General features: G+C 32.5%; 32 protein-coding genes. 25 read left to right on the top strand and 7 right to left on the bottom strand.

Annotated elements, in window-relative coordinates; all coding sequences use genetic code 11:
• Positions 1-39: 39 nt before the first annotated feature.
• Positions 40-1,230 (top strand): coenzyme F420-0:L-glutamate ligase, encoded by a 1,191-nt coding sequence (locus tag A9CBEGH2_RS05295; RefSeq protein WP_115715217.1) that lies wholly within the window; start codon positions 40-42, stop codon positions 1,228-1,230.
• Positions 1,231-1,345: 115 nt separating this feature from the next.
• Entirely contained in the window at positions 1,346-1,840 is a 495-nt protein-coding gene (locus A9CBEGH2_RS05290; RefSeq protein ID WP_118277719.1) for a transcription repressor NadR, read from the top strand.
• A gap of 153 nt (positions 1,841-1,993) precedes the next feature.
• On the opposite strand, the gene A9CBEGH2_RS05285 is transcribed toward A9CBEGH2_RS05290, so the two are convergent.
• Positions 1,994-3,154 (bottom strand): Rpn family recombination-promoting nuclease/putative transposase, encoded by a 1,161-nt coding sequence (locus A9CBEGH2_RS05285; protein ID WP_163051616.1) that lies wholly within the window; start codon positions 3,152-3,154, stop codon positions 1,994-1,996.
• 218 nt (positions 3,155-3,372) lie between these two features.
• On the opposite strand from A9CBEGH2_RS05285, the gene A9CBEGH2_RS05280 reads away from it, so the two are divergent.
• The 3 genes from A9CBEGH2_RS05280 to sigK all read left to right on the top strand — a co-directional run bounded on the left by A9CBEGH2_RS05280 (position 3,373) and on the right by sigK (position 5,474).
• Complete coding sequence (locus A9CBEGH2_RS05280) at positions 3,373-3,924, top strand: hypothetical protein (RefSeq protein ID WP_118277485.1); 552 nt, start codon at positions 3,373-3,375, stop codon at positions 3,922-3,924.
• A gap of 103 nt (positions 3,925-4,027) precedes the next feature.
• Entirely contained in the window at positions 4,028-4,765 is a 738-nt protein-coding gene (locus A9CBEGH2_RS05275) for a sigma-E processing peptidase SpoIIGA (protein WP_118277484.1), read from the top strand.
• A 4-nt stretch (positions 4,766-4,769) separates the two neighbouring features.
• Positions 4,770-5,474 (top strand): RNA polymerase sporulation sigma factor SigK, encoded by a 705-nt coding sequence (gene sigK, locus A9CBEGH2_RS05270; protein ID WP_118277483.1) that lies wholly within the window; start codon positions 4,770-4,772, stop codon positions 5,472-5,474.
• A gap of 87 nt (positions 5,475-5,561) precedes the next feature.
• On the opposite strand, the gene A9CBEGH2_RS05265 is transcribed toward sigK, so the two are convergent.
• The gene (locus A9CBEGH2_RS05265) at positions 5,562-5,864 is read right to left on the bottom strand and encodes a rhodanese-like domain-containing protein (RefSeq protein WP_118277482.1); all 303 of its coding nucleotides are present in this window, start codon (positions 5,862-5,864) and stop codon (positions 5,562-5,564) included.
• A gap of 190 nt (positions 5,865-6,054) precedes the next feature.
• Between A9CBEGH2_RS05265 and sigG the strand changes: the two genes are divergently transcribed.
• Together sigG and A9CBEGH2_RS05255 are read left to right on the top strand one after the other, a co-directional pair.
• A complete protein-coding gene (gene sigG, locus A9CBEGH2_RS05260) occupies positions 6,055-6,834 on the top strand; it encodes an RNA polymerase sporulation sigma factor SigG (RefSeq protein WP_115715210.1) in 780 nt (259 codons plus the stop codon).
• A 44-nt stretch (positions 6,835-6,878) separates the two neighbouring features.
• Positions 6,879-7,124 (top strand): PRC-barrel domain-containing protein, encoded by a 246-nt coding sequence (locus A9CBEGH2_RS05255; RefSeq protein ID WP_115715209.1) that lies wholly within the window; start codon positions 6,879-6,881, stop codon positions 7,122-7,124.
• A gap of 43 nt (positions 7,125-7,167) precedes the next feature.
• On the opposite strand, the gene bcp is transcribed toward A9CBEGH2_RS05255, so the two are convergent.
• Positions 7,168-7,632 carry a thioredoxin-dependent thiol peroxidase gene (gene bcp / locus A9CBEGH2_RS05250; protein ID WP_115715208.1) on the bottom strand — a complete coding sequence of 155 codons (465 nt, stop codon included), beginning with the start codon at positions 7,630-7,632 and terminating at the stop codon, positions 7,168-7,170.
• Between the two features lie 121 nt (positions 7,633-7,753).
• Here bcp and A9CBEGH2_RS05245 point away from each other — a divergent pair, with 121 nt between their 5' ends.
• The 3 genes from A9CBEGH2_RS05245 to A9CBEGH2_RS05235 all read left to right on the top strand — a co-directional run bounded on the left by A9CBEGH2_RS05245 (position 7,754) and on the right by A9CBEGH2_RS05235 (position 10,036).
• On the top strand, positions 7,754-8,218 hold the full coding sequence (locus A9CBEGH2_RS05245; protein WP_158572264.1) for a DUF1648 domain-containing protein: 465 nt from the start codon (positions 7,754-7,756) through the stop codon (positions 8,216-8,218).
• A 77-nt stretch (positions 8,219-8,295) separates the two neighbouring features.
• Positions 8,296-8,964 carry a DNA alkylation repair protein gene (locus tag A9CBEGH2_RS05240; RefSeq protein ID WP_118277480.1) on the top strand — a complete coding sequence of 223 codons (669 nt, stop codon included), beginning with the start codon at positions 8,296-8,298 and terminating at the stop codon, positions 8,962-8,964.
• Positions 8,965-9,052: 88 nt separating this feature from the next.
• Positions 9,053-10,036: a LacI family DNA-binding transcriptional regulator gene (locus A9CBEGH2_RS05235; RefSeq protein WP_158572263.1), complete on the top strand. Its 984-nt coding sequence runs from the start codon at positions 9,053-9,055 to the stop codon at positions 10,034-10,036.
• 43 nt (positions 10,037-10,079) lie between these two features.
• Here the strand turns inward: A9CBEGH2_RS05235 and A9CBEGH2_RS05230 are convergent, their stop codons facing one another.
• The gene (locus tag A9CBEGH2_RS05230) at positions 10,080-10,424 is read right to left on the bottom strand and encodes a hypothetical protein (protein ID WP_118277478.1); all 345 of its coding nucleotides are present in this window, start codon (positions 10,422-10,424) and stop codon (positions 10,080-10,082) included.
• 69 nt (positions 10,425-10,493) lie between these two features.
• A complete protein-coding gene (locus A9CBEGH2_RS05225) occupies positions 10,494-11,264 on the bottom strand; it encodes a choline kinase family protein (RefSeq protein ID WP_232057317.1) in 771 nt (256 codons plus the stop codon).
• Positions 11,265-11,397: 133 nt separating this feature from the next.
• Here A9CBEGH2_RS05225 and A9CBEGH2_RS05220 point away from each other — a divergent pair, with 133 nt between their 5' ends.
• Genes A9CBEGH2_RS05220 through A9CBEGH2_RS05205 form a run of 4 tightly spaced genes read left to right on the top strand, consistent with a single transcriptional unit; the run spans position 11,398 to position 14,687 of the window.
• Positions 11,398-13,065, top strand: coding sequence for a B12-binding domain-containing radical SAM protein (locus A9CBEGH2_RS05220; RefSeq protein ID WP_118277476.1), 1,668 nt, complete (start codon positions 11,398-11,400; stop codon positions 13,063-13,065).
• Complete coding sequence (gene rdgB / locus A9CBEGH2_RS05215) at positions 13,062-13,649, top strand: RdgB/HAM1 family non-canonical purine NTP pyrophosphatase (protein WP_115715201.1); 588 nt, start codon at positions 13,062-13,064, stop codon at positions 13,647-13,649. Before A9CBEGH2_RS05220 ends, rdgB begins: the two co-directional genes overlap by 4 nt.
• Before the next feature lies 1 nt (position 13,650).
• Positions 13,651-14,163: a tRNA (cytidine(34)-2'-O)-methyltransferase gene (locus A9CBEGH2_RS05210; RefSeq protein ID WP_115715200.1), complete on the top strand. Its 513-nt coding sequence runs from the start codon at positions 13,651-13,653 to the stop codon at positions 14,161-14,163.
• Positions 14,160-14,687: a hypothetical protein gene (locus A9CBEGH2_RS05205; protein ID WP_115715199.1), complete on the top strand. Its 528-nt coding sequence runs from the start codon at positions 14,160-14,162 to the stop codon at positions 14,685-14,687. Before A9CBEGH2_RS05210 ends, A9CBEGH2_RS05205 begins: the two co-directional genes overlap by 4 nt.
• A 12-nt stretch (positions 14,688-14,699) precedes the next feature.
• Here A9CBEGH2_RS05205 and A9CBEGH2_RS05200 read toward each other — a convergent pair whose 3' ends face one another.
• Positions 14,700-14,942 (bottom strand): DUF3892 domain-containing protein, encoded by a 243-nt coding sequence (locus A9CBEGH2_RS05200; RefSeq protein ID WP_115715197.1) that lies wholly within the window; start codon positions 14,940-14,942, stop codon positions 14,700-14,702.
• Positions 14,943-15,085: 143 nt separating this feature from the next.
• Between A9CBEGH2_RS05200 and A9CBEGH2_RS05195 the strand changes: the two genes are divergently transcribed.
• The 3 genes from A9CBEGH2_RS05195 to A9CBEGH2_RS05185 all read left to right on the top strand — a co-directional run bounded on the left by A9CBEGH2_RS05195 (position 15,086) and on the right by A9CBEGH2_RS05185 (position 17,192).
• Entirely contained in the window at positions 15,086-15,553 is a 468-nt protein-coding gene (locus A9CBEGH2_RS05195) for a RidA family protein (RefSeq protein WP_115715196.1), read from the top strand.
• A 100-nt stretch (positions 15,554-15,653) separates the two neighbouring features.
• Positions 15,654-16,067: a competence protein ComK gene (locus A9CBEGH2_RS05190; protein ID WP_157964947.1), complete on the top strand. Its 414-nt coding sequence runs from the start codon at positions 15,654-15,656 to the stop codon at positions 16,065-16,067.
• A 33-nt stretch (positions 16,068-16,100) separates the two neighbouring features.
• On the top strand, positions 16,101-17,192 hold the full coding sequence (locus tag A9CBEGH2_RS05185) for a DNA recombination protein RmuC (RefSeq protein ID WP_118277475.1): 1,092 nt from the start codon (positions 16,101-16,103) through the stop codon (positions 17,190-17,192).
• Here the strand turns inward: A9CBEGH2_RS05185 and asnB are convergent.
• Positions 17,189-18,868, bottom strand: a complete 1,680-nt coding sequence (gene asnB, locus A9CBEGH2_RS05180) for an asparagine synthase (glutamine-hydrolyzing) (protein ID WP_118277474.1) — start codon at positions 18,866-18,868, stop codon at positions 17,189-17,191. The two genes, A9CBEGH2_RS05185 and asnB, sit on opposite strands and share 4 nt — an antisense overlap.
• 108 nt (positions 18,869-18,976) lie before the next feature.
• Between asnB and A9CBEGH2_RS05175 the strand changes: the two genes are divergently transcribed.
• From A9CBEGH2_RS05175 to A9CBEGH2_RS05140, 8 genes are all read left to right on the top strand, one after another.
• A complete protein-coding gene (locus A9CBEGH2_RS05175; RefSeq protein ID WP_115715192.1) occupies positions 18,977-19,840 on the top strand; it encodes a YitT family protein in 864 nt (287 codons plus the stop codon).
• A 100-nt stretch (positions 19,841-19,940) separates the two neighbouring features.
• Positions 19,941-21,212: an L-cysteine desulfidase family protein gene (locus A9CBEGH2_RS05170; RefSeq protein ID WP_115715191.1), complete on the top strand. Its 1,272-nt coding sequence runs from the start codon at positions 19,941-19,943 to the stop codon at positions 21,210-21,212.
• A 183-nt stretch (positions 21,213-21,395) separates the two neighbouring features.
• On the top strand, positions 21,396-21,794 hold the full coding sequence (locus A9CBEGH2_RS05165; RefSeq protein WP_118277473.1) for a DUF6323 family protein: 399 nt from the start codon (positions 21,396-21,398) through the stop codon (positions 21,792-21,794).
• Positions 21,791-23,143 (top strand): DUF6179 domain-containing protein, encoded by a 1,353-nt coding sequence (locus A9CBEGH2_RS05160; protein ID WP_118277472.1) that lies wholly within the window; start codon positions 21,791-21,793, stop codon positions 23,141-23,143. Before A9CBEGH2_RS05165 ends, A9CBEGH2_RS05160 begins: the two co-directional genes overlap by 4 nt.
• A gap of 208 nt (positions 23,144-23,351) precedes the next feature.
• The gene (locus tag A9CBEGH2_RS05155; RefSeq protein ID WP_118277471.1) at positions 23,352-24,194 is read left to right on the top strand and encodes a DUF3737 family protein; all 843 of its coding nucleotides are present in this window, start codon (positions 23,352-23,354) and stop codon (positions 24,192-24,194) included.
• 14 nt (positions 24,195-24,208) lie between these two features.
• Positions 24,209-25,060, top strand: a complete 852-nt coding sequence (locus tag A9CBEGH2_RS05150; RefSeq protein ID WP_118277470.1) for an aldo/keto reductase — start codon at positions 24,209-24,211, stop codon at positions 25,058-25,060.
• 33 nt (positions 25,061-25,093) lie between these two features.
• The gene (locus A9CBEGH2_RS05145) at positions 25,094-25,447 is read left to right on the top strand and encodes a MerR family transcriptional regulator (RefSeq protein WP_115715182.1); all 354 of its coding nucleotides are present in this window, start codon (positions 25,094-25,096) and stop codon (positions 25,445-25,447) included.
• An 81-nt stretch (positions 25,448-25,528) separates the two neighbouring features.
• A complete protein-coding gene (locus A9CBEGH2_RS05140; protein WP_232057316.1) occupies positions 25,529-26,410 on the top strand; it encodes a MurR/RpiR family transcriptional regulator in 882 nt (293 codons plus the stop codon).
• Positions 26,411-26,456: the final 46 nt, after the last annotated feature.

The raw sequence follows: 26,456 nt of genomic DNA, 5'->3' as shown, positions 1-26,456 counted from the left end.
TTCTTGTGTTTATGCAAATAGAAAGGTGCAGGATGTAATATGGAAAGAAAAGTAGGAACAATTTCAAGAGGTGTACGATGCCCAATTATTCGTGAGAAAGATGATTTGGCAAACATTGTAGTAAACAGTGTGATGGAAGCGGCTGAATCAGAAGGTTTTGCACTTCGTGATCGTGATGTTGTTGCAGTTACAGAATCTATTGTGGCTAGATCACAGGGGAATTATGTAAGTGTTGATGCAATTGCAGCGGATGTCAAAGAAAAACTGGGAGGAGAAACTGTTGGTGTTATTTTCCCAATTTTAAGTCGTAACCGTTTTGCTATCTGTCTTCGCGGTATTGCGAAAGGGGCAAAGAAAATCGTTTTAATGCTTAGTTATCCAAGTGATGAAGTTGGAAATGAACTTGTAAGCATTGAGAAACTTGATGATGCAGGCATCAATCCATACAGTGATGTTTTAACACTAGAAAAATATCGTGAATTATTTGGAGAAAACAAACATGAGTTTACTGGAGTAGACTATGTAGAATACTATGGCAACTTGATTCGTGAATGCGGTGCAGAAGTAGAAATTATTTTTGCGAATAATCCAAAAACAATTTTGAATTATACAAAAAATGTAATTAACTGTGATATTCACACAAGAGCACGTACAAAACGTATTCTTCTAAAACATGGTGCTGAAAGAGTATGTGGACTTGATGATCTTATGACTTCTTCTGTTAATGGAAGCGGATATAATGAAAAATATGGATTATTAGGTTCAAATAAATCAACAGAAGATATGGTTAAACTGTTCCCAAGAGAGTGTCAGGATTTAGTTGAAGATATTCAGAAATCTCTTAAAGAAAAAACAGGGAAACATATTGAAGTTATGGTATATGGGGATGGTGCATTTAAAGATCCTCAAGGTAAAATCTGGGAATTGGCTGATCCAGTTGTATCTCCTGCTTATACAAGTGGTTTGGAAGGAACTCCAAATGAATTAAAATTAAAATATTTAGCAGATAATGATTTTGCGGATTTAAATGGAGAAGAACTGCAGCATGCCATTGAAGAAAAAATCAAAGAAAAAGATGATAACTTAAAAGGAAATATGGCTTCTCAGGGGACTACTCCTAGAAAACTTACTGATTTGATTGGTTCTTTATGTGACTTGACAAGTGGTTCTGGTGATAAAGGAACTCCAATTGTTTTAGTACAGGGATACTTTGATAATTTCACAAATTAATTAGTTACATATAGAAACGGACAGATTATCCGTTTCTATTTTTTAAATTCACTTCCATTACTTTTTGTTTTATAATGTTATGGTAGTATAAAAAAGATAGAAGAAAGGTGGAAGTATGAGTCGAAGAGATGAGATATTAACAGAAATAAAAAAGAGTGATGTTCCTGTTTCAGCAGGAACACTTGCGAAAAAATTTCATGTATCGAGACAGATTATTGTTGGAGATGTTGCTTTGTTAAGAGCAGAAGGAAATAAGATAATTGCGACACCTCGCGGTTACGTATTAGAAGAGAAAAAAGTACTAGAAAGAAAAATTGCTGTTTGTCATACGAAGGAACAAATTCAGGAAGAATTATATACAATTGTTGATATGGGCGGTTTTGTTAAGGATGTAATTGTGGAACATGAAGTTTATGGAGAACTGTGCGGAAAGATGCATATAGCATCTCGATATGATGTGGATTGTTTTTTAAAACGTGTACAGCAGGTAGAACCATTGTCGTATCTCACTCATGGATTGCATTTACATACCATTACATTTCCAGATGAAGAAACCTTTCATAGAATTGAAAAGGCTTTGGAGGAAAAGGGGTTTTTATATCACGCATAATGTTTCATAATTTTCTTTTTTACTTGTGCAGTTTTTATAAAACATAGAATATCACTTAGAAAATAGCTAATATAATAAAAAGCAGGGGATACTTTCATATCCCTTGCTTTTCAATTGTTTTCATACAATTTTAAGTAATTATCTTTTTATGTATTAAAGAAGGATACCTGTAACTTTTTCTATAAGTTCTTTGCTGCAGCCTTCCTTTTTCATTTTCTGTGCTATTTCCATTTTCTCTTTCGCTATGCCTTTCTTTTCGCCTTCTATCCTGCCTTTTGATTCTAGTCTTTCGATGGCCTCTTCAGGGGCAAGGTTTTCTTCTCCTTCTTTTCTTACTCCCATCATATTGATGAATCCATCTGTAATTTTTCGTGTCCATCTTTGTTCCCATCTCTTCGTTGCTTCGCACATGTTGATTTCCTCCTCATCTTTATGTTCTTTTACATAGTTTAATATTTCTTCATTTTCCGTTATTGTTCCTACCAGTTCTGCTGTATCTCTTCCTACTTTTACATTCGCATAATACCTTTGCAGTTCTTCTACTTTATCACTGTATAAAAGCTGTATGATCTTTATGAAATTGAAGATATCCTGATTTTGAAATGTATTTCTGCAGGTTCCTATTTCCAGCAGCTTCATAGGATAGTCATTGAATCTTTTTTCCATCCATTTCGGCATATCCACCATCATGTCTTTCAGACTTCTTGCCCCATCCCATGGTGCTTCTCCATAATATATGACTAGTGTAAATACTGGATGAATACGATCCTTTTTTCGCATTTTAGAAAGATATTCACTGTCTTTCCTGTTTCTTCCCGCATTTACAAACTGTCTGCATTCTGCTTCATAGGTCAAAGTATCATACATCATCACACGCAAAGGCATTGCATAATGGATACTGGATTGATTTTCAACCCCATAAATCACATATTCACAATCTCCTGCAGATTTTCGGATAACATCTCTTACTCTTGCAAGGGGAATCTTCATCCCCTGCGTATGGATATACAGCGATGAATCCGTATCAAGTTCTTCCAAATCATCAGGTTTAACAACCTGTATACCATTGTATATGCCTGTGTTAATTAAATCCGCAAAGCGATCATTATTTTTGAAATAAGATTTTAGTGCGATATCCTGTTTTCCCATATTCATCAGCTCCTCTTTTGATACTTCTTGATCGGATATAATATTGATGAAGGAAAGATAAGAGATATCCATCTTCATTATAAAATAAGAATATTGTTTGTCTATACCGATATCGTGATATATGGAAAGCATGATTGGATACACTTTATCCTTTTCACTATACATATACGAAACCAATAGGTAAAAATACAAAAATTTAGTTTTTTTGTTTAAAATATGTTTTACAATAGCTTCTTATTTTAAAAACAAATGGCAAAATTTGGAACAAGGTTTTATTTTAGGGAAAGAAATATATGTATTTTTTATTGACTTTTAGATAGAAAAATAATAGTATAGATAAGTGTCATGACATATAACTTGATATTAAGGGGTGTTCTTTTTTTATGACTAATAAAAATGTGTATCAATTATCTTTAACTGCGATGCTAGTCGCAATTGGTATTATTATTCCTATTATTTCTCCGATTAAAATAACTATAGAACCAATGTCATTTACACTTGCATCACATGTTGCTATAATGGTTGCTATCTTTATTTCTAAAGAAGTAGCACTTTCAACGGCTTTAGGAACGACAGTTGGTTTTTTACTTGCAGGATTTCCTTTGCCAGTTGTACTTCGAGCATTTACACATGTTGTATGGGCATATGGTGCAGCATGGTATATCAGCAAACATAAAGATATGGGAAAATCAGGAAAGCAAATGTTTTTTTTAAATCTAGGAATTGCTCTTTTGCATGCATTGCTGGAAATGGCAGTTACTTTTCTATATTTTACAAATGGAGATAGTGTAAATATGGTGTATATGATTTTTGGGTTAACGGGAATAGGAACGATTCTTCACAGTTCTGTTGATTTTATTATTTCAATTGCTGTGTGGAAAGTTTTATGTCAAAACAGAAAAATACAAACTATTTCTAACTTAAAGATGTCTTAGTACGAATTGTCTTATGGTCTGTTTAGACCTTTTTTTTATCCGCATATTATGACAACTTCCATCTCTACCACATGCTATACTGATACATGTTGGAGGAAAGATTATGGAAAGCTATATAGAAGTTACCTTTCTAACAAACGGATTTATTATTTTATTGTCTGTACAAATTGCACAATATATTACCCTTCGACCTGTAGATACAAAAAATTCTATATGTTATGCATTATTAATATCATTATTTTCGGTTATGCTTTGGGAAAAATGGAGTGTATATATGCTTATCACTTTAGAACTTCTATTTTGTCTGACATTGTTTAAATATGCGATAAAAACATGGATATTTGCATACCTGTATAGATGGCTTTTGATGTTAACGTGCTTTGTTGTATGGCAAGGAAGCTTTCATAATCTTACTTGGTTTGTACCGATTCACTGTCCTTTCTTGTATATATGGATAGGATGCAGCTTTACTTTTCTTCTTTTATATAAAAAATGGAATTTGTGGGTAGCAAAACGATCTTGTCTATATACGATCTATGTTTTAACATCACTTGGATGGAAAAAGATGAAAGGGTATTTAGATAGTGGAAATTTATTACAGGAAAATGGATTGCCAGTACTGTTTCTTCATAAAAAGTATGGTTCTGTATTTAAAGATAAAGACATACACTATATACAAATGGAAGGTATTTCCTACAGTAATACAATTGAAACAATCCAGACACAGGTATATTTAGCTGGATGTCAGAAACATGAGGTATATATTTGTTTACAGCAGGAAATAAGGCTTCCAATGCATGCACAGGTGCTTTTAAATATGAATCTTATGATGATGGGGTGAAGGTATGTTAAGAAAGTTATGGAAGATTTTTGAGTTTTTATTTATACCAGAGAAAAGAAGCGAAGTGTTTTATATACAGGGGGGAGATGTACTTCCAAAGCCATTAGAGAAAGAAGAAGAACAAAAAGCTTTGATTGCGCTTGAACAAGGAGATGAAGAGGCAAGAAATACTTTGATAGAACACAATCTTCGTTTAGTTGTATATATCGCAAAACGTTATGAAACAAATCCTGTGTTTATGGAAGATTTAATTAGTATTGGATCAATTGGGCTGATTAAAGCTGTAAATACATTTAAAAGAGATAAAAATATTAAACTCGTAACGTATGCATCACGTTGTATAGAAAATGAGATTTTAATGTTTTTACGTAAAAAAAGCAGAAGAAAAGTGGAGGTAAGCTTTGATGAACCACTAAATATTGATTATGATGGGAATGAACTTTTATTATCTGATATTCTTGGTACAGAAGATGATTTAGTAACGAAAGAATTTGAAAAACAGGAAAATAAAAGAGAATTGATGGAGGCAATGGCTACCTTAAAAGAAAGAGAACGCCAGATTTTACAAATGCGTTATGGTATTGGACAAGAAGAATTAACCCAAAAAGATATTGCGCAGAAACTGGGAATCTCTCAATCGTATATTTCACGTCTAGAAAAGAAAATTATAGAGAAGTTAAAAATACAGCTGAAAAAGAAACAGTTTTGATACGAAGAAATATTTATATCTCTTCGTATTTTTTTTACGAAAAAAGAGAACCTCGTTGAAAGATTCTCTAAAAGTCAATATCTGATATTATTGCAGGTATCCTTTTTTAGATTTCGCAATACCTCCAATATTTGTTATATCATGGTATCCCATTTGTTTTAAATACATACATGCCATTTTACTTCTTGCCCCACTCAGACAGTATACGTAAAGAGATTTGGATTTCTCTATTTTAATATTTTGAATATTTGAAAGCGGAATATTTATGCTTTTATTTACATGTCCCTGAAGATATTCTTCTTTTTCTCTTACATCTATAAATACGATATTTGGATCGACTTTTCCTTGTTCTACATAGGCATCAAATGATGGTTTTTTCTTAAATAACATAAATTTACCTCCTGTTATATATTAAGTATATACTTAAATACTGAAATATAAAAGTAATTTGCTTCTTTAAAGGTGGAGATTTAGATATAAACTTGTCAAGAATTTTCTTCTTCCAATTACTTACAGGAATCCTTGGGGATAAGCAAACGCAGTGAGGGAAAACTCCTAGTGTGCTAGGAGGAAACTGAACATGAGTCGTTATAAAGTAGAAATCAGTGGAATTCGAACTTCTGATTTAAATGTTTTAACAAACACGCAGATGAAAGAATTGTTTATTAAGTTAAAGGAAGGAGATGAAAATGCGAAAGAGGAGTTAATTCAGGGGAATTTAAAGCTTGTATTATCTATCGTTCAGCGGTTTTCATCTCGCTGTGAAAATATGGATGATTTGTTTCAGGTAGGATGTATTGGGCTGGTAAAATCCATTGATAATTTTGATTTATCGCATGAAGTACGATTTTCTACTTATGCGGTTCCTATGATCATGGGAGAAATCAAACGATATTTGCGAGACAATCAGGTTATAAGGGTAAGTCGTCATTTAAAAGATCTGGCATATAAAGCTTTTCGATTAAAAGAAGAATATATGCATGAACATCAAAAAGAACCATCTGTCAAATGGCTTGCGAAACAGCTGGAAGTAAAGGAAAAGGATATTGTTGATGCATTGGATTCAACACAAAGTGTAATTAGTATTTTTGAACCAGTATATAATGGAGATGGAGATGAATTATATTTGTTAGATCAAATTAAGGATGATAAAGATGAAGTGGAACATTTAAATAATCTGATGGCATTAAAAAGAAGTCTTGCCCAGTTAAGAGGAAAAGAAAAAGAAATTATTGAGAAACGCTATTATCAGGATAAAACGCAGATGGAAATCGCAAATGAATTAGGAATTTCACAGGCACAGGTATCTAGATTGGAGAAAAATGCGATTGCACAGTTAAAGAAAGAGTTTGAGAGTTAGCACATTTTTCTTATAGATACATATACTGGAATAGGTGATCAAGCATGAGATTTAGCGATATATGTGGGAAAGAAGTCATTAATATAGCAGATGGGTGTTTAATCGGACATGTCGCAGATTTAGAATTTGATTCACGAACTTTTGAGATTTTTGCGATTTATGCGACACCTTGCAAATCCTTTGTGAAAAAGATATTTCCATGGATATTCCCAGTTGAACAAATTCAAATTTCGGTATCAGAAATAGAAAATATTCATGGAGATGTCATTTTGGTACATTTTCACTCTTAAAAAAATCTTCTTTTCGTATTTTACGAGAAGAAGATTTTTGGTTTTATGCCTGCTCTTGTAAATAATCTAAGATATCCTGTGCATTTGTAGCAGGAGAAGCTTTCTCAAATGTTTTGATAATAATTCCATTTTCATCAATAACATAAGTAGAACGGGTAACTCCCATATAAGTTCTGCCATACAGTTTCTTTTCTTTCCATACATCATACTCCTGAATTACTTTTGTTTCTGTATCAGATAGCAAGATAAATGGAAGTTCATATTTGGTCTTAAAATTTAAATGTGATTTACTGGAATCCTTACTGATACCAATCACCACGATATCTTTTTCTTTATAGATATTGTAAGCATCTTTAAATGCACATGCCTGCTTTGTACACCCTGGAGTAGAATCTTTTGGATAAAAGTATACAACTACTTTTTTGCCTAAAAAATCATGAAGAGAAATCAAATTTCCATTTTCATCTGGAAGTGTAAAATCAATTGCCTTTGTACCTGTTTCTAACATAAGAAGACCTCCTTATATGATGTACATATTGTAACATTAGCATGTAAGAATGAAAAGTAAAATACACTTTTTGATATTGTGGTGCTATACTATAACATATAAAGGGAAAGAGGTTCTTCTTATGGAAATACAACAGAAAAACATGGATAAGATTTGTAATGTTTTATGCCTAATCTTGTTTGCTTGTACATTCATTGCACTTTTATTTATGTGGAAAGGAATGCCGAATAAGATACCTGTACATTTTAATCTTTTGGGTGAAGCAGATGAGTGGGGAAGTAAATCACAATGCTGGCTGTTTCCTGTTATGTCTTTGTTTGTTTATATAGGTATTGGAGCTGTTATAAATTTTCCTGGTATCTACAACAATCCTGTTATTATAAAAAAGAAAAACAAGAAACAAGTTTATTCTTTCATTCAACATCTTTTTGCCACAACAAGGTTATTGGTGGTCTGCGTACTGACTTATATATCTTTTGAGATGATTTTTCAAATACAATTACCTGTGTTTTTATTTTTTGGTATCCTTTTTCTTGCATTTATCAATGTCATCTTTTGGTTTTATAAGATAATGAAGCTGGAGTAAATAGAAGTTTTTGTAATCGTCTGATAATAATGAAAACAGAATGATTATATTATAAAGGAAGTATATAGGAGAAAAACATGGATATAAATAAAGAATATGACGAAGTTAAAAAACTATTAGAAGATCAAAAAAATGAATCGCAAGCAATATCTATGGCACGTTATATGAAAAATAAGTTTTTATTTTATGGGATACCTGCTTCAAAAAGAAAAGAGGTTTATAAAGGAATTTTAAAAAGAGAAAAAAACCAGAAACGAATTAACTGGGAGCTGCTTGATAAGTGTTATCAAGATGAATATAGAGAAATGCAGTATTTTGTATGTGATTACTTAAGAATGATGCAGAAATATATTGGATTTGAAGATATTTCGAATATACAAAAGTATATACAAACAAAATCATGGTGGGACAGTGTAGACTGTTTTAATCAAATTTTAGGAAATATGGCTTTAAAGGATAAGCGTGTAAAGGAAATCATGCTTTTATGGGCAGAAGATGAAGATATGTGGCTTAGAAGAGTCGCTTTAAATCATCAGCTTGGAAAAAAAGAAAAAACAGATAGTGTACTGCTGGAAAAAATTCTAGTGAAAAACCTTAATAGCAGTGAATTTTTTATTAATAAAGCGATCGGATGGAGTTTGCGAGATTATTCGAAAACCAATCCTGCATGGGTACGTGATTTTTTAGCTCGATACGATGATGGACTTGCTAATCTTAGTAAAAAAGAAGCCAGTAAATATATATAGCTGCATGTACTATGGAAAGAAAGGAAAATTGCTTTTTCCAGTAAAGTACGATACAATAGCGATAGAAAAGAAAGTGAGTTTGGTATTTATGAAAAAAGCTACCCTAAATGATGTAGCACAATTTGCAGAGGTTTCAAAAACTACAGTATCTCGTTATTTAAAGGGTGAAAATGTTCGACCTGAAATTGCGGAAAAAATAGAAAAGGCAATCTGTGAAATTGGTTATACAAGAAAAGAACAAGAAGTAACAGATAAAAATGCAGAAAATATAGAGAAAGAAGCTGTGAAATCATTTGCTATCTTTGTAGAAAATATGAATCGAGGGCGTACTCGTCGAATCCTTGATGCATTAGAGAAAGAATTGTATGCACGTAATTTCTTGTTTCAGATTTTCATCACAAAGAACGATCCAAAACTGGAAGAAGCCTATGTGACTTATTGTAAAGATACAGGTATAGATGCAATTTTTATAGAGGATTGTTCCTCAGTTTCTGAAATACAGGCATATGCAGAACAAAAAAATCTACCTGTTTTATTCTTAAATGAGCATGTAGAAGGCTGCAGTATGGAAATGAATGAGGTGCAGGCCGGTGAAATGATGGGGAAATATCTTCTAGAGCGAGAATGTCTTTCACTTCATTATCTTGGTAGTGAAACAAAACGTGGAGAAAACAGATTAAAAGGTATTAAAAATATTTATCAAAAGGCACATCAGCCTATTGATATCGTATCTACTTTGTGTGATGGAAGCTACAGTGATGCTTTTGAAAAAATCAAGGATATTTTTACAAAAAGAGTCGATCTGATTTTGTTAGGTCAAGAAGAATATGGAATTTCTTTAAGCAGATATGCAAGGGAATATCATATAACAATTCCGGAAAATGTATCTGCGGCAACATTTTGCGGATATGATTTGGCAAATGTAACAAGTCCAAGATTAACTTGTGTCAGTGTAGATTATAAAGTATATGCAGAAGATGTTATGATGGCTATGGAAGCATTGTTAGAGAATAAGCCAATGCCTGAACAAAGAAATATTTATACTTTTAAGTTAGGAAATAGTGTCAGATAAAAAAGATGTGATTTTTTGTATTCACATCTTTTTTTATCAGAGTTTATAAATTACAATCTTTTTTAATAGCTACCTGCAGATTTCTGGCATGGGTAACCATTTCATGATAATCTAAATTGTTTCGAATAAGAGGATTCGTGTTGACTTTTATTTTGTCAATGTTATTTCCATGGATAATTTCTACATAAATATTTACTTTTTCATTTGCGTTTCCTAAAGAAGAGCTAAGTGCATTGGCAGCTGCATTCATTATTTCTTCACCAGCATTTTTTTGTACAGGAAGAATAGATACATCTACTTTTTTAATATCGGTAGTACAAAGCTTATGATTGCTTTCATGAAGAATGATATAGCCTTCTTCAATATGATAAAAATCGGACTTTTTCATAAAAATATCCCTCTCTTTCTATCTTCATTATGCTCTTTTTCTTTTTTGAATTCAATAGAAATTTATACATTAGATATGGGATTTTAAACAGACAAGAAGTGCATGATATTTATCTTCTGCGATTTGTTTATAGACATCTTCTTTTCTACTCTCCCACATCATCATTGCCCATGCACACCATAAGATATTCATGAAAGTCTCCCATAAGTGCAGCTCTTTATAAGGAACTTCTTTTCCTTCAAAATATATAGTGTAGAAACGTTTTCTTTCTTCTTCATCAAAAATTTTGTTTTCACTTAAAAAAGACATGACATCAAATAAAGGATCATTGTCTGCGGCATATTCATAATCAATTAAATATACGTTTTCTTTTGTGAACAAAATATTTCCATCTACCCAGTCATTATGGCATAGGCAAGTTTTATGAGGATGATTTTTTATTCTATCTTTTAAATACATATAAGGACTTAAATCATAGATAGGATCTTGAATATGCTGCATATAAGATTCCAAACGTTTGACAGGATCAAAGGATACATGAATTTGTTTATTTAGATTATGAAACTTCTTCATTAAAGCAGCCACTTGTTCAATCTTATTTTCATCTGGACATTCCTGATATGTCATCGCATTTTCTACATAACGAGTAAGTTTATAGCCGCTGCTTTCATCATAGTACAGCATTTCTACATCAATATGACTGTCTTTGATAGCTTCTAAAGCCAGGGTTTCATGGTGCCTGTGTACGATGTTTGCACTGTCACTTCGAGGAACACGCAAAACGTAGGCATCTTCTTTTGTTTTTAATAAATAATTCGTATTTGTTAAACCTTTTTTCATATCGATGAACTGCAAGTCAGAAGAGTGAAATAAAGTGTCTAAGAGCTTCCAGTTTTTCATATTGTATCACCGCATTTATCATAGCATATTTTTATAAAATTTGATAAAATAAACGATGAAAAGAAGGTGGAGTATGAAGAAAACATTACTAACGACTTGTAATGCGAAATATATACATAAAAATCTGGCATTAAGATGGATTTATACAACCTGTCCGAATAAAGAAGATGTAATCTTAAAAGAATATACGATTAAAGATGACAGTCATCGTATTATAGAAGATATTTTATCTATGCAGGTAGAAGTTGTTTGTTTTAGCTGTTATATATGGAATATTGAAAAAACCAAAGAAATTATAAAAGAGCTGAAAAAGAGACAAAACGATATACATATATTCGTTGGCGGACCAGAAGTAAGTTTTTCTTCTTTTGAACTGCTTGAGGAAGGTGTCGATGCGATTTGCATTGGAGAAGGGGAAGAAAGTGTCTGGGAATATATACAGATGCTGGAAACAAAGCCAAGAGAAATTCGTGGTATCTATACAAAGCAGTTTCCAAACAAGGAATATCGAAAAGTGGATTTGGCATGGCTGGAAACTTTTGAAGATCCTTACTTTTTATCTATGGATATAAATGATATGGGAAAACGTTATTTGTATTTAGAGACAAGCAGAGGATGCCCTTATGGCTGTACGTATTGTTTAAGTTCTACTGATCGAAGTGTTCGTATGTTTTCAGAGGACTATGTCATAAATCTGCTGGAACAGATATCAAAAAGCGATGTCAAACAGGTGAAGTTTTTAGATCGTACATTTAACAGCAATCCGCAAAGGGCTTTACGAATCGCCCGTTATATTAATGAACACTGTAAAAATCAAATCTTTCAGTTTGAAATTGTTGCGGAAACGTTAAGTGAAGATTTGCTGCAGTTTTTCTGTGAAGAAGCAGATGTATCACGTTTTCGATTTGAAGTTGGTGTTCAATCTTTTAAAGAAAAGACACTGGCAAGTGTTGGAAGAATACAAAATAATGCCAGACTGGTTGAGGTCTTGCATCGTTTGAAACAGGCGGGATGTATTCTTCATGTGGATTTGATCGCAGGGCTTCCCTATGAAGGAATGCAAAGCTTTGAACAAAGTTTCAATACCCTTTTTTCTTTACAGGCAGGAGAAGTACAGCTAGGTATCTTAAAACTTTTAAAGGGTACAAAACTTAGAAGTCAACAGGAAGAGTTTTCTTTCGATTATCATGAACATGCTCCGTATGATGTTGTATCGACAGCATGGCTTTCTCAAGAGGAAATGCGGAAGATTCATCAATGTGCAGATGCGGTAGAGAAATTTTGGAACAGTGGGGTTTGTCGCGATGTGCTACGTCTTGTTTTAGAGAAAAACTGGTATACAAGTGCCTTTTTGATGTTTATGGATTTAGGGAAAGAGTATGCAAAACTTAAACGTCCATATCAGCCATATGAATTGTTTCAATGTTTGTATTCATTATTAAAATGTAGTAAGAAAGAAGCAGATGCCATTATCTTAACGTATTATAATCGACGTTTTAAACAAAAACCAAAAAGATTTATACAAAATTATTTAACACAGGAAAAGAAAAACGAACTTCTTCGTTTTGCGTTTGAAAAAGGAGTAGCTAATCAGCAGCAGTTATTCTGTTATGGATTGGCAGATATTGGGTATAAAAATACTTTGGGATATCAGATTGTTTTATATAATGAACATCAAACGTATCCCAAACAATATTTTATTGATTTAGAAATGATGACATGTGAGGAAATGAAGCTATGAAAGAAATTATGATTGCGACAAGCAATGCGCATAAAGTTGAAGAATTTAAACAGATGTTAAAACCTTTAGGCTACCAGGTAAAAAGTTTGCTGGATTTAGATGAAGAAATTGATATTGAAGAAAACGGAACGACATTTGAAGAAAATGCCTTGATCAAAGCTAGAGCTATTCATGAAAAATTACATATTGAAGTGGTGGCAGATGATAGTGGTTTGATGGTGAATGCGATGAATGGAGAACCGGGTATTCATTCTGCTCGTTTTATGGGACGAGATACTTCATACGATATTAAAAATGCTTATATCATTGAACAATGTGCTGGAAAAGCAGATCGTGGATGTCAGTTTGTTTGTGCAATTGCCTATATCCGTGCGAATGGAGAAGAACAGGTATTTCGTGGAGTAGTAGAAGGGGAAGTGGCAACACAAATCCAAGGAGAAAAAGGTTTTGGTTATGACCCTATCTTTTTCTATCCTCCATACAATACAACATTGGCGAATGTAAGTGAAGATAAGAAAAATGCGGTAAGTCACAGAGGAAGAGCGTTACAGATGTTATTAGAATATCTGGCAGAGGAGGATTAATATGTTGCATTTAGTTTTATTTGAACCGGAAATTCCTCAAAATACAGGAAATATGATGCGTACCTGCATGGCAAGCAATACGAAGATGCATTTGATCAAACCTTTAGGATTTTCATTAGATGAGGCACATTTACGTAGAGCAGGGATGGATTATGTAAAAGACTTGGATTACACCATTTATGAAAACTGGGAAGATTTTACTTCTAGAAATCCAAGTGAGAACTATTATTTTATGACACGTTATGGGAAAAAAGCACCAAGTCAGTTTGACTTTACAAAATGTGAAGGAGATATTTACTTGATTTTGGGAAAAGAAAGTACAGGTATTCCAAAAACTATTTTATCAAAACATTTGAATCACTGTATGCGTCTTCCAATGGTAGCAAATGCCAGAAGTTTAAATCTATCTAACTGTGCAGCTATTATTGTTTATGAAGTTTTACGTCAGCTTGATTATCCTGGCTTAAGTGGAGTTGAGGTAATCAAGGGAGAAGATTGGCTGGAAGTTGAATGATAAAGAAAAAAGATGATGCATATTCCCGCTTTTTAATTCTATGTTTGGCTGTATGGGTATTCTTTCTACTTCTTTATGTTGTTGTGGGAATATCGCTGTATACCTTAGATGATTATGATTCTTTGTATACTTTATTAAATGGAAAACTATTGCATATGACATATTTATCCAGAGTATCCATGGATTTTATTTCCATGAGTCAGGTATCTTTTACAAATATTTTATATGTGGTATTAAAAGAAGTACAGTGGTATGAAGTTATGGTAGCTGCACTTTTTATTGCGGCGTGGCCATTGCTTTGTGAAAAGAAACAGACAACATGGTGTCTTTTCTTGTTTGTGATTGAAACTGTTGGATGTTTGTTTTGTATATATACAGGGCTTCAATCTGCAAGCTTAGAAGAAGGAATGTTTTATATTAAAGGAGTAGGGGTAATTTTAGTATTGATCAATACGATAATTATATTGCTGCTTCTATATCATATAAAGAAAAAAGTTCATCAAATAACAAAGAAAGCCGCTTGATTGCGGCTTTTTCTAGAAATCTTTTAGATTTTTTAAGTTTGATGATTTGCTTCCGTCATTGACACCACGAATGTGTCTTGCACCATCTCTGCCTGTAAATGGCTGTGCATTTTCAATCAAACCTTGTTCAACAGCTTCTAATGCCTGTTCATAATCATAGGTTTTCCCATGGTTATCCTTAAATTCACTTAAAGTACCATCACTGTTTTTACGAGCAGCTACAAAACGTGTTTTAGAATTTTTTTCTTTTTTCATTTTTACTTACCTCCTGATACTATTGTGTGATGGGAATTTGGAATTATACAATATGGAAAGATTTAACTTTATCGAATGCTTTTGAATTGAAATTTTTGATAATTAAGATATAATAAATCTGCAAACACATAGGAGGTTACAACATGAACGTATTTTTAAAAGCAATTAAACCTGAAAAAGCTCCTAAAGCTTTAGGACCTTACTCTCCAGCAGTAAAATTAGGAGATTTCGTTTATTTATCTGGACAAATTCCTTTAAATCCAGAAACTGGTGAAATTGAAGGAACAACTATTGAAGAACAGACACACCAGGTAATGAAAAATATTAAAGTTGTATTAGAAGAAATGGGACTTGATTATCGTCACATCGTAAAAACAACAATTTTTATGAGTGATTTAAGTGAATTTGACCGTTTGAATGAAGTATACGGATCTTACCTTGAAGAACCATATCCAGCAAGAAGCTGTGTACAGATTGCACGCTTACCTAAAGATGTAAAAGTAGAAATTGAATGTATCGTTATTGATACTTTAGTATACGAACAGCAGATGGCTGCACAGCAGGGTGGATGCTCAAGCTGTGGCGGCGGATGCGATGGAGGATGCTGCTAATTGGATGTGAAATACACATCCTTTTTTATTTGCTATTGAATTTCTTTCATATTTGTCTTTTTTTAGAGGTTTTATGAAAAAATCGTATAGAGGTGAAATTATGATTTATGCGATTTTGGATCAAAGAGATGAAGGAAAGATCCTGCGGGAAGATCATGTTGTTTTCTGGAAGCAGGGGAGTATACATTTCCTGGAAACATGGTGCCTGCAGCATGGAAGTACGTTAAGAGGAAGATTGGAAGCTTCCAGATATATTTTACACTCTCATCAAAGAGTACCGGTTTTAATCAGTGAAGCGACAAAAGATTTGATGTTTCCATGCAAGGCATTATCCAGCAAGGAAAATGTCTGGATCAATTACCGCGGTGTTTTTTCCTATACAGAGGAAGATAAGCAAATCGTATTTGAATTTTTAAACGGAGAAAAGATAAAAGTAGATACGAGTATGCATTGTGTAAAGCGTTCGATGTTGTTATGTGAAAAATATATGGAATATCTTTATGCATATACCTGATTGTTTCTGTTATAATGATTACTAGGTGATTTTATGGAATATGTAGTATTTATGTTGTGTATTTTCGTTATTATGCTTGTTGTAATTGTTGTTTTTTTCTTTCGTATACAAAACAAACCCTCTATGAAAAAGGAATTGTTAGAAAGTGAAAAGCGTCAGCAGGATCTTTTATTTGCTCTTCAGCAGCAAATGAAGGCAGAATTATCTTCTATGCAAAATATGCTTCGTCAGGATATGGGGGTTATGCAGGATGCGGCGGCAAAGCAGATTTATACAATGGAAAAGAATATGCACTCTTCAATGCAGCAAAGTTATGAAACCACAACTCGTGTATTTGGGGAAGTTTTAAAACAGGTAGGAAAACTGGATGAAGGACAAAAAAATTTAAAGGAATTATCTATGTCCATTTCCAGTATTCAAAATGTCTTAACAGATAAAAAAACAAGAGGAATTTTTGGAGAAGTTGAATTGTATCATCTTTTAGAAAATGCTATGGGCAGCAATGAGAAGCAATATGCAAAACAATATCGTTTAAGCAATGGTTTCATTGCAGATGCAGTTATATTTGGAAAGGAACCTCTTGGAATGATATGCATTGATTCGAAATTTCCTTTAGAAAATTATAATCGTTTAATGTCTGCTTCCAGTAAAGAAGAGCGTAAAAAATATCATGCTTTATTTGTTTCTGATGTAAAAAAACATATACAGACAATTCAGAAAAAATATATCGTTCCACAGGAAACAGCAGAATTTGCTTATATGTTTCTTCCTGCAGAAGCAATATTTTCTTATATATATGCTGCCTGTGATGAGGTTGTGAAAGAGTCTTATGAAAAGAAAGTATATCTTGTTTCCCCAACAACTTTAATGGCATATATTACCGCAATCAAAGCGATTTATTTAGGGGTTGAAAGAAATGAAAATATGGCAGCTATGCAGAAGGAATTAGGAAAACTGCAGCAGGAATTTCAACGATTTGAAAAACGCTATCAGAATGTATGCAGTGATTTTGAACGCTGTTATGAAGATATGCGTTTGTTGCAGATAACAGCAGGAAAACTCGTTAATCGTTTTCATGAAATAGAATCTGTTCAATTAGAAAAAAAAGAAGAAAGCATGGATTAAATGCTTTCTTCAATTTCAATATCAAAATCTTTTATCCAGCAATGAATCTGGTATAAATAAGCAAGGAGCTGTGGACCGCTCATTAACTGTCCATACCATGGAAGCTGGAAAGATTCCCCTTTTGACTGGATGAGTTCATCCAGTTTTTTATCATCAAACAGCTTATGCAAAGGACTGTTTTTATCTTTCAGTGTATCTTTTACTATATCGGATACAATTTGTGCATAGATAGGATTATGGGTTTTAGGAAATGGATTTTTCTTTCGTTCACATACTTCTTTTGGAAGAATATCAGCGAATGCCTTTCTTAAAATTCCTTTTTCTTCATCATTTAAAAATTTCATTTTCCAAGGAATATTATATACATATTCTAATAGGCGTACATTGGCAAATGGAGCACGAATGTTTACACCTGCCCATCTTCCTTCACATACCTGACGCACAACTAATGTCTGCATAAACCAGTGAAGGCAAAGCAATGTATGCTTTCTGGCAAGTTTATCTTCTTGGGTATCACTGTCCAGATACTGTATATCTTTTAACGTATTATTATATTGCTTCTTAATATATTCTTCAAATTCTAAAGTTTGATATTTTTTATTTAACAGAGAAATACGCTCTTTTGTAGAACGAAGCCAAGGGAAGGTATCTAAATCTTTTAATTCTTCACGATAAAACCATGGATAACCTCCAAAAATTTCATCACTGCATTCTCCGCTTATAATGACATCTTCCTGCTGTTTTACCTGTTTACATAACCATAATAGGGAAGAATCTACATCCGCCATACCTGGCATCTCTCTTGCCAGCATGGCTTCTTCCAGTAAAGAAGCAAGTTCTTTTTGGGTAATCATAAGATCATGGTGATGAACCAAAGGGTATTTGTCTTTCATCATATTTATATAATCGGTATCCATAGATACCTGATACATATTAGAGTGGAAGTTTTCTTTATTTCCTTCATAGTCTAAAGAATAGGTATTCCAATCCTTTTGTGCACAAAGAGCTGTTAAGATGGAACTATCTAGTCCTCCTGATAAAAAGCTGCTTTTACATCCTTGCTTTTGTTGATTTACAGAATGAAGAAGCAGATCTTTAACATGCTTGGCAGTTTCTTCTACGTTATCTTTATGTTCATAGACAGGCAGTTCATAGTATTTATAGATATTTGCTGTATGATGTTTAATTTCAAGATAAGATCCCATAGGGACTGTGAAAATACCTTTCAGTAAAGTTTTATCTTCACTTATACCAGGACCAAAACTAAACAGTTCTAAAATTCCTTCTTTTGCAAGTACGGCTTTTTTTTCACTCTTGTTCAATAATGTTTTGATGGAGTTGCTTACATACCAGTTTCCATTATTTTCACAGTAATATATAGGACGAAGTCCTAAAGGATCTTTTACAACAAGCAATTGTTCTTTATTGCCTATCAGAAACGTATAGGCTCCTTCTAAATGGTTGCTAAACTGCATGCCCCAATGTTTCCATGCATAAAACACAAGTTCTTCTGTTGTGTTATGCATTGGATAAATATCTTTTAATTCGGCAAATAATTCATCTTCATTGTATATCTCTCCATCAATGACGATTTGGTACTCTTCATTTTGATATATGATAAAAGATGCATCTTTCATAAATATATCATTTTCAATACCTGCGAGTATTTCTTTCATTTTCTCACCCTTTCTTTTTTAGTGTATGACAAAGACAAAAAAAATTTCCTTGCATACTGTAGAAAACATAGTATAATATGCATGTTAATTTTAAAGGGGATGACATCCATGAAAATGGAAGTAAGTAAAAAAGATTTTATTACTTTGCTTTGTGTGATAATTGCATCGTTTTTATGTGCTGTAAATATTAATACTTTTATTGATGCTGGAGGATTATTTCCAGGTGGTTTTACAGGATTAACCGTATTGATTCAACGCTGCTTTTCTACTTATGCAGGAATAGAAGTTTCTTATTCTTTGGTGAATATTTTATTAAATGCGATACCTGCTTATATTGGTTTTAAAATCGTAGGGAAGAAGTTTACTATTTATTCTTGTATCATGATTGTGTTAACAGGTATATTTGTAGATATCCTTCCAGTAATGAATATTACGGAAGATATCTTGCTGATTACTGTTTTTGGAGGAATTTTACAGGGAAGTGCCTTAGGAATTGCTTTAAAAGGAAATGCAAGCAGTGGCGGAACTGATTTTATCGCTATGGGCATTTCACAGAAAACAAATCAGCCCGCATGGAATTATGTACTGGCAATGAATGCAATTATGCTTGTTGTAGCAGGCTATTTATTTGGATGGGATAAAGCACTATACTCTATTATTTTCCAGTTTTGTTCAACACAAATCGTAAATACAGTTCATACACGATATAAAAAATTGACGTTATTGATCATTACAGGACATCCGGATATCGTGATTGAAGAAATTCAAAATACAACACATCATGGTGTTACTCGTTTTGAAGGACAAGGTACATATTATGGAAAAGATGTTACGATGCTTTACACAGTAATTGAAAATTCTGGAGCTAAAGCACTTATCAACCGCATTCGTGAAATTGATCCAACCTCCTTTGTGAATGTTACTAAAACAGAGTATTTGGAAGGGCGTTTTTATCAGAAACCTATAGAATAAAAAGAAGTCTTGTAAAAGGCTTTTTTTGTATTTGAAACGCTAGATTGTGTGTATAAGAATATGATATACTTAAAAAACAGGAAGTATGGGAGGAAATAGTGTGAGAAAAGAAGATCCTATTTATCAGGCATATGTAGAAATTTTAAAGAAGGAATTGGTTTTAGCAATGGGATGTACAGAACCGATTGCGATTGCATATGCATCTGCATTGGCAAGAAAACATCTGATTGGAGATGTTGAAGAAGTAGAGATTCATGCCAGTGGGAATATTATTAAAAATGTAAAAAGTGTAACCGTTCCTAATACGAATGGAAAAAAAGGATTAAAAGCTGCAGCTGCAATAGGTGTTGTAGCAGGAAACAGCGATCTTCTTTTAGAAGTTATATCTCATGTAAATGAGGAACAGTTAAAAGAGCTAGATGTTTTTTTAGAAACAAAGGATATTCGTGTATTTCATGAGAAGGGGAACTGTGCTTTGCAGATTATGATTGTTTTGCGTAATGCAGAGCATGAGGCAAAGGTAAAAATACAAAATGAACATGTGAACGTTGTCTACATTGAAAAAGATGGAGAAATCATTTTTAAGAAGGAAGAAACGTATGGCAGCGATGACGAACGTTATCAGCTTTTACAAATGAAATCTATCTATGAGTTTGCGGAAAGTGTGGATATTGAAGATGTTAGGGAAGTTTTAGAACGGCAGATTTCTTGTAATATGGCAATTGCACAAGAAGGATTGAAAAAAGGCTATGGTGCAGATATTGCGAATGTGTTGATAAAGACGTATGGAGATAGTGTACAGGTACGTGCCAGAGCAATGGCAGCGGCAGGAAGTGATGCCAGAATGAGTGGGTGTGAACTGCCAGTTGTGATTTGCTCAGGAAGTGGCAATCAGGGAATGAGTGCTTCTTTACCAGTCATTGTTTATGCAAAGGAATATAACTGCTCACATGAAAAATTGCTTCGTGCATTGGTTTTATCAAATTTATCTACCTTGTATCAAAAGAAATTTATTGGCCGCTTATCTGCTTATTGTGGAGCGGTTAGTGCAGGGGCTGGAGCAGGAGCAGGAATATCTTACCTTTTAGGTGGGGATTATTCCAGAGTATGTCACACGATTGTAAATACACTTGCTATTACAAGTGGAATTTTATGTGATGGAGCAAAGCCAAGCTGTGCTGCTAAAATTGCATCTGCAGTAGATGCGGGAATCATGGGTTGTATGATGGCAAAAGAAAACAAAGAATTTTACTGTGGAGAAGGAATTGTTAATTCCAACATTGAAAAAACAATAGAAGGTGTTGGTCATATTGCCAGAGATGGAATGAAAACAACCGATGATGAGATTATTAAAATGATGATGGATATCTAATACATACTGTATAGAGGCTTTGGCTTTTATACAGTTTTTTATGTGAATAAAAAAACACATGAAATAAGCAACATGTGTTAAATAATATCTTAATTTCTGTTTATATAATACCATATTTTACTGATTTTTTCCAGTCTTGTATTTTCTGATTTCCTTATTTACAATACGCCTTGAGGTGAAAAAATGAAGCAGCAGATACGTGTTATGGAACAGAATTCACAAGAAATAACAGTACAAAATATAACAATAACAAATGAAGATTTTAATGTTTTACAAGACTATCAAGCAAAGTTATGCAGAAAACTGGAGTGGGTGGAAACAGATAAAAAGAAAATTGAAACGATTGCTTATACACTATTATCTACAGGTTATCTTCATGAAGGAAACTATTTAGATATTTTAAAAAAGGTAATATCTATTTACTATCGGATGCGAAAAAAACTTACCAATAAGGTTCGTGACCAACAGCTGCTTGCATCTATTATAAACCAATATACAATGCTGTCTGGAATGGGAATAGAAAGCTTGTTCACTCGTGTAGAAGAAGATTGGAAAAAGAAAAGAAATGAGTGGGAAAAATGAACGATCTTATTAGTAAAAAGGATGAAACATTAGAAATTACTTTGAAAAATCTTTATGCACAAGGTTATCTTACAAAGCAAAGATTATGGCAACTTTCACATGAATTAGATTTGATTATACAAAAGAGAGTTTTAAATTTTAATCATGGAAACAGTACATCAATTAGTTTTGGAAATTATACATGGATCATAGAAGCGATAGATTATATTTTCGTACATGGATATGCATCCTATAAAAATAAAGAATACCTTTTACAGACAACAGCTTTAAAAGATGTTTTATATACTGGTGTTAAAGTAATACAAAATGAGATAGTGGAGATAAAGGATTTGTTTGAGAAGATAAAAATGCAGGCAGTTTACTTTCCTAATGATTTTATGAAGTATCTTATAAAAAAGGAAATACCTTCTATTTTAAGTGCATGGAATTCATACAATTTTGAATTGTATTATAGCAGAATAAAAGAAGATCTTAGCTATCCGCTTTTAGATGGATTACCTGTGCTTCATCAAATGTATGATTTAAAAGGAAGTGATTTGGTCTTTTATTATTTAAAAAGAGTAGACATGGAAATATCCTTTTGTATGTTGTTTCAAAAAGAGTATGCAGAATTTTGTCAACTTTTTAAATCCATAAGAAATATTTCTGTTTCAGAAGTATTTATTAATTTAAGCGAAATATGTATGAATCAGGCGATTGCTTCCTATATACTTCATCAAAGACTTTCACTTTTATTAAGCGAAACACAGGTGAAGTATCTTAAAGAAAAATTGAAAAATACAAAGTCCGTAGAAACGATTGTACATACAGCTATGGAAGCTATTTTATCTTTTACAGATAAAGAAACAAAGGAATATTTTATGATGTTTCAGGATATATGGGTGAAAAACTTTATGGATTTTACTTTTCTTGATGTAGATATTTTGGTTTATAAAAAGAAACAGGATGAACAGCTGCATACATTTTTTATGAAGAAATATTCGGATATTAATTTTTCAGAAATGATAGAACAATTACAAGCAAATATAACTGTAAAGGATAAAATAGAATTATTACAACGGAATCAATTACAGATATATGATATGATTGATTTATTAGAAAATGCAGTATTTTTTGAAGATGAATATTTACAATATTTTCGTTCGTTAGACTTACTCTCTTTTTCTATCTTATTAAAATGCATAATTATGGATAGTAGTTATACAGATCTTGATGATTTATTAGAATATGGAATAGAAGAAGATAGCGAGTGGATGAGGTATTTAAGAATCTATGTGCAATCGCTTCATCAAGAGCAATATCAGGAAATAAAAAATAATATAGCTTCTATAAAGATTGTATGGAAGTAAAAGTTTATATAGTAAAGGGCAATATGAAAATCTAGTTTTTATGTTGCTTTTTTTGAATATTATTTTAACAATTTGATGATGAGAATGCACGCTACATTTTGTTGCGTATAAATTAATTATGCTTTTTAAGCATAGAGGTACGTGTTTTTTAAGTATTTTACTTTCACTAGTATGTAATTTAAAATAAGTCTAGGTAAGGAGGAAGGACATGCAGTATTATAAACAAAAATTTGATGAAGAGCGTGCTTTGTATGGAATAAGTGAAAGTGAAATTTTAGATTGTGATTTTGATGGTGTACAGGATGGAGAATCTGCATTAAAGGAAACTTCTAATAATATTATTAAAAATTGTTATTTTAATTTACGTTATCCTCTTTGGCATGCAGATTATACGAAAATATTTAATAGTAAAATGAGTGCTTCCTGCAGAGCGGCACTTTGGTATGATAAAGGTATTGAAATTGATCATTGTGAAATGAAAGGAATCAAGGCTTTAAGAGAATGTGACTTAGTTTCTGTTAAGCATAGTAAAATATATTCTTTGGAGTTTGCTTGGAAATGCAGAAATGTAAATATTCAAGAATGTACGCTGGATTCACAGTATCCTTTTTTTGAATGTGAAGATGTGAAGATTCACTCTTTGCATATGAAAGGTAAATACTCTTTTCAGTATGTAAAGAATATGGAAATAAGAAATTCGGTCTTAGATACCAAAGATGCTTTTTGGCATAGTGAAAATGTTACGGTTTATGATTCTGTGATTCAAGGAGAATACTTAGGCTGGTATTCTAAAAACTTAAAATTGGTACGTTGCAGAATCATAGGTACGCAGCCATTATGCTATTGTGAAAATTTAGTTTTGGAAGATTGTACCATGGAACAAACGGATTTAGCTTTTGAGTTGAGTGGTGTTCATGCAACGGTTTTAAATGAAATTGATAGTATCAAAAATCCAAAGTCAGGGACAATCAAGGCAAAGGGTATAAAACAGATTATTTTTGATAATAAACAAGTTTGTGAACGTGATACAGTTATTAAAACAGATGTATAGAAAGATGTGAGAATATGGAAACAGTAACGTTGAATAATGGATATAAATTGCCCTTACAGGGTTTTGGCGTTTTTCAAATTACAGATTTAAAACAATGTGAAGAAAGCGTAGGTAATGCACTTAAAGCAGGTTATCGATTTATAGATACTGCAGCATGTTATGGAAATGAAAAAGCAGTTGGAAATGCAATCGCAAATAGTGGGATAGCACGAAATGAGATATGTATTGCTTCTAAAGTTTGGATTCAAGATAGTGGGTATAAAAAGACGATGAAATCGTTTGAAAAAACATTAGAGAACTTGAAAACGGATTATATCGATCTATACCTGATTCATATGCCTTATGGAGATTATCATGGAAGCTGGAGAGCAATGGAAGAATTATATCGACAAGGAAAAATAAAGGCCATAGGAGTATGTAACTTTCTGGAAGATCGTCTTGTTGATTTGCTTTTAAGTCATGAAATAAAACCAATGGTAAATCAAATTGAATTCCATCCTTTTTATCAGCAAAAGAAGTTACAAAACATTTGTGATAAGTATGATATACAAATCATGGCATGGGCACCATTTGCACAAGGAAATCTTGATATTTTTCATAATGAAACATTGTGTACAATTGGTAAAAAATACAATAAAAGCAATGCACAGGTAATTCTTCGATGGCTATATCAAAATCATATCATTGCTATTCCTAAATCTGTACATGAGGATAGAATAAAACAGAATTATGCTATCCATGATTTTTCTTTAACGCAAGAGGATTTACAGACAATTCAAACAATGGATAAAGAAATACCACTTATTTTAAATATTACAGATTTAGCTGAAGTTTATCGATTGCATGGTATAACATTTGAACAGTAATCTTATATGTATAGAAAGTAAAAAGGTGATAAAATGACAAAAGAAGAAGCAAGCAAACGTTACCAGATTCCTATATCTATTTTAAATGAATATGAAAGCTGGGGACTTTGCGGTGCAGTGAAAAAAGTTATGGGCGCATGGCAGTATGATGATACGGATTTAGAGCGATTAAGCACAATTATGTCTTTGCATGATATGGGATTTGATGTAAATGAAGTAGAAACTTATATGCGCCTATTATTATCGGATGAAGATACAGAGCGTGAGCGTTTAGATATGTTAAATAAAAAAAGGGGCGAGGTATTGAATGATATTCATTTTAAAGAACGTCAAATCGCCAGAATGGATTATTTAAAGTATTGTATTGAGAAAGATAAGAATAACTAAAACAATGATAGATAAAAGAAAGGCTAGAGTTTCTAGCTTTTTCCTGTATACTATGTGTAGAGTGAGGTGAGTGTTTTGTTTTTGTTACAGAAAATAGAAGAGCTTATGATGGAGTACCATGATGCACGTTATGCGGTTGGAGAATTTGTGTTACATGAACAGTCAAATTTACATAAGTATACGATCAATCAAATTGCAGAGTATAGTTATACATCAAAGGCAACGGTTGTTCGCTTTGCGAAAACATTGGGGTTTGATGGCTGGAAAGAATTTATGAAGGCATTTATTTCTGAAATGAAGTATCTTGAACAGCATAAAGCAGATGCAGATGTTAATTATCCTTTTGATGCGAAAAGCTCTGTAAATGAAATTATTGACAGTATAAAAAAAGTACAGATAGAAAGTATCCAGGATAGTGCAGATTTGTTAGATGTTGAAATGCTGGAAAAGGCTGTACATTATCTAATAAAAGCAAAACATATCATTATCTTTGGATTAAGTCCTAATATTTTTATTGGGGAATTGTTTCGAAGAAAAATGATTACGATCAAAAAACAGGTAGATATCGCAAAACTGGGAGAAATGGGAATTATTTCCAATACTTTAACGGAAGATGACTGTGCCATAATGATATCCTATTCAGGTAATAATGAACACGCAGAGCCAATGTGTTATATTCCAACGTTACTAGAAAACAAGGTAAGTGTAATAGGAATTACCAGCGGTGGAGATAACTATATGAGAAAAGAGTTAGATTGTGTCTTAACGATGTCATCAAAAGAAAGACTTTATACAAAAATATCAAACTTTGCGACCGAAGAATCCCTGCAATATATTTTTAATGTGTTGTTTTCCTGTTATTTTGCGAAACATTATCAAGATAATAATTTATATAAACTGCAAAATTCAAAGATTTTGGAGTCAAGTCGATGGGCAGTATTAAAAAGTATGAAAGATGAATAATAAAGGCTTATTTTCTAATAGATGTTAGAGAATAAGCCTTTTTAAA

The organism is Amedibacterium intestinale (assembly GCF_010537335.1).
Lineage (GTDB): Bacteria > Bacillota_I > Bacilli_A > Erysipelotrichales > Erysipelotrichaceae > Amedibacterium > Amedibacterium intestinale.
This window is presented reverse-complemented; position numbering and strand designations above follow the sequence as displayed.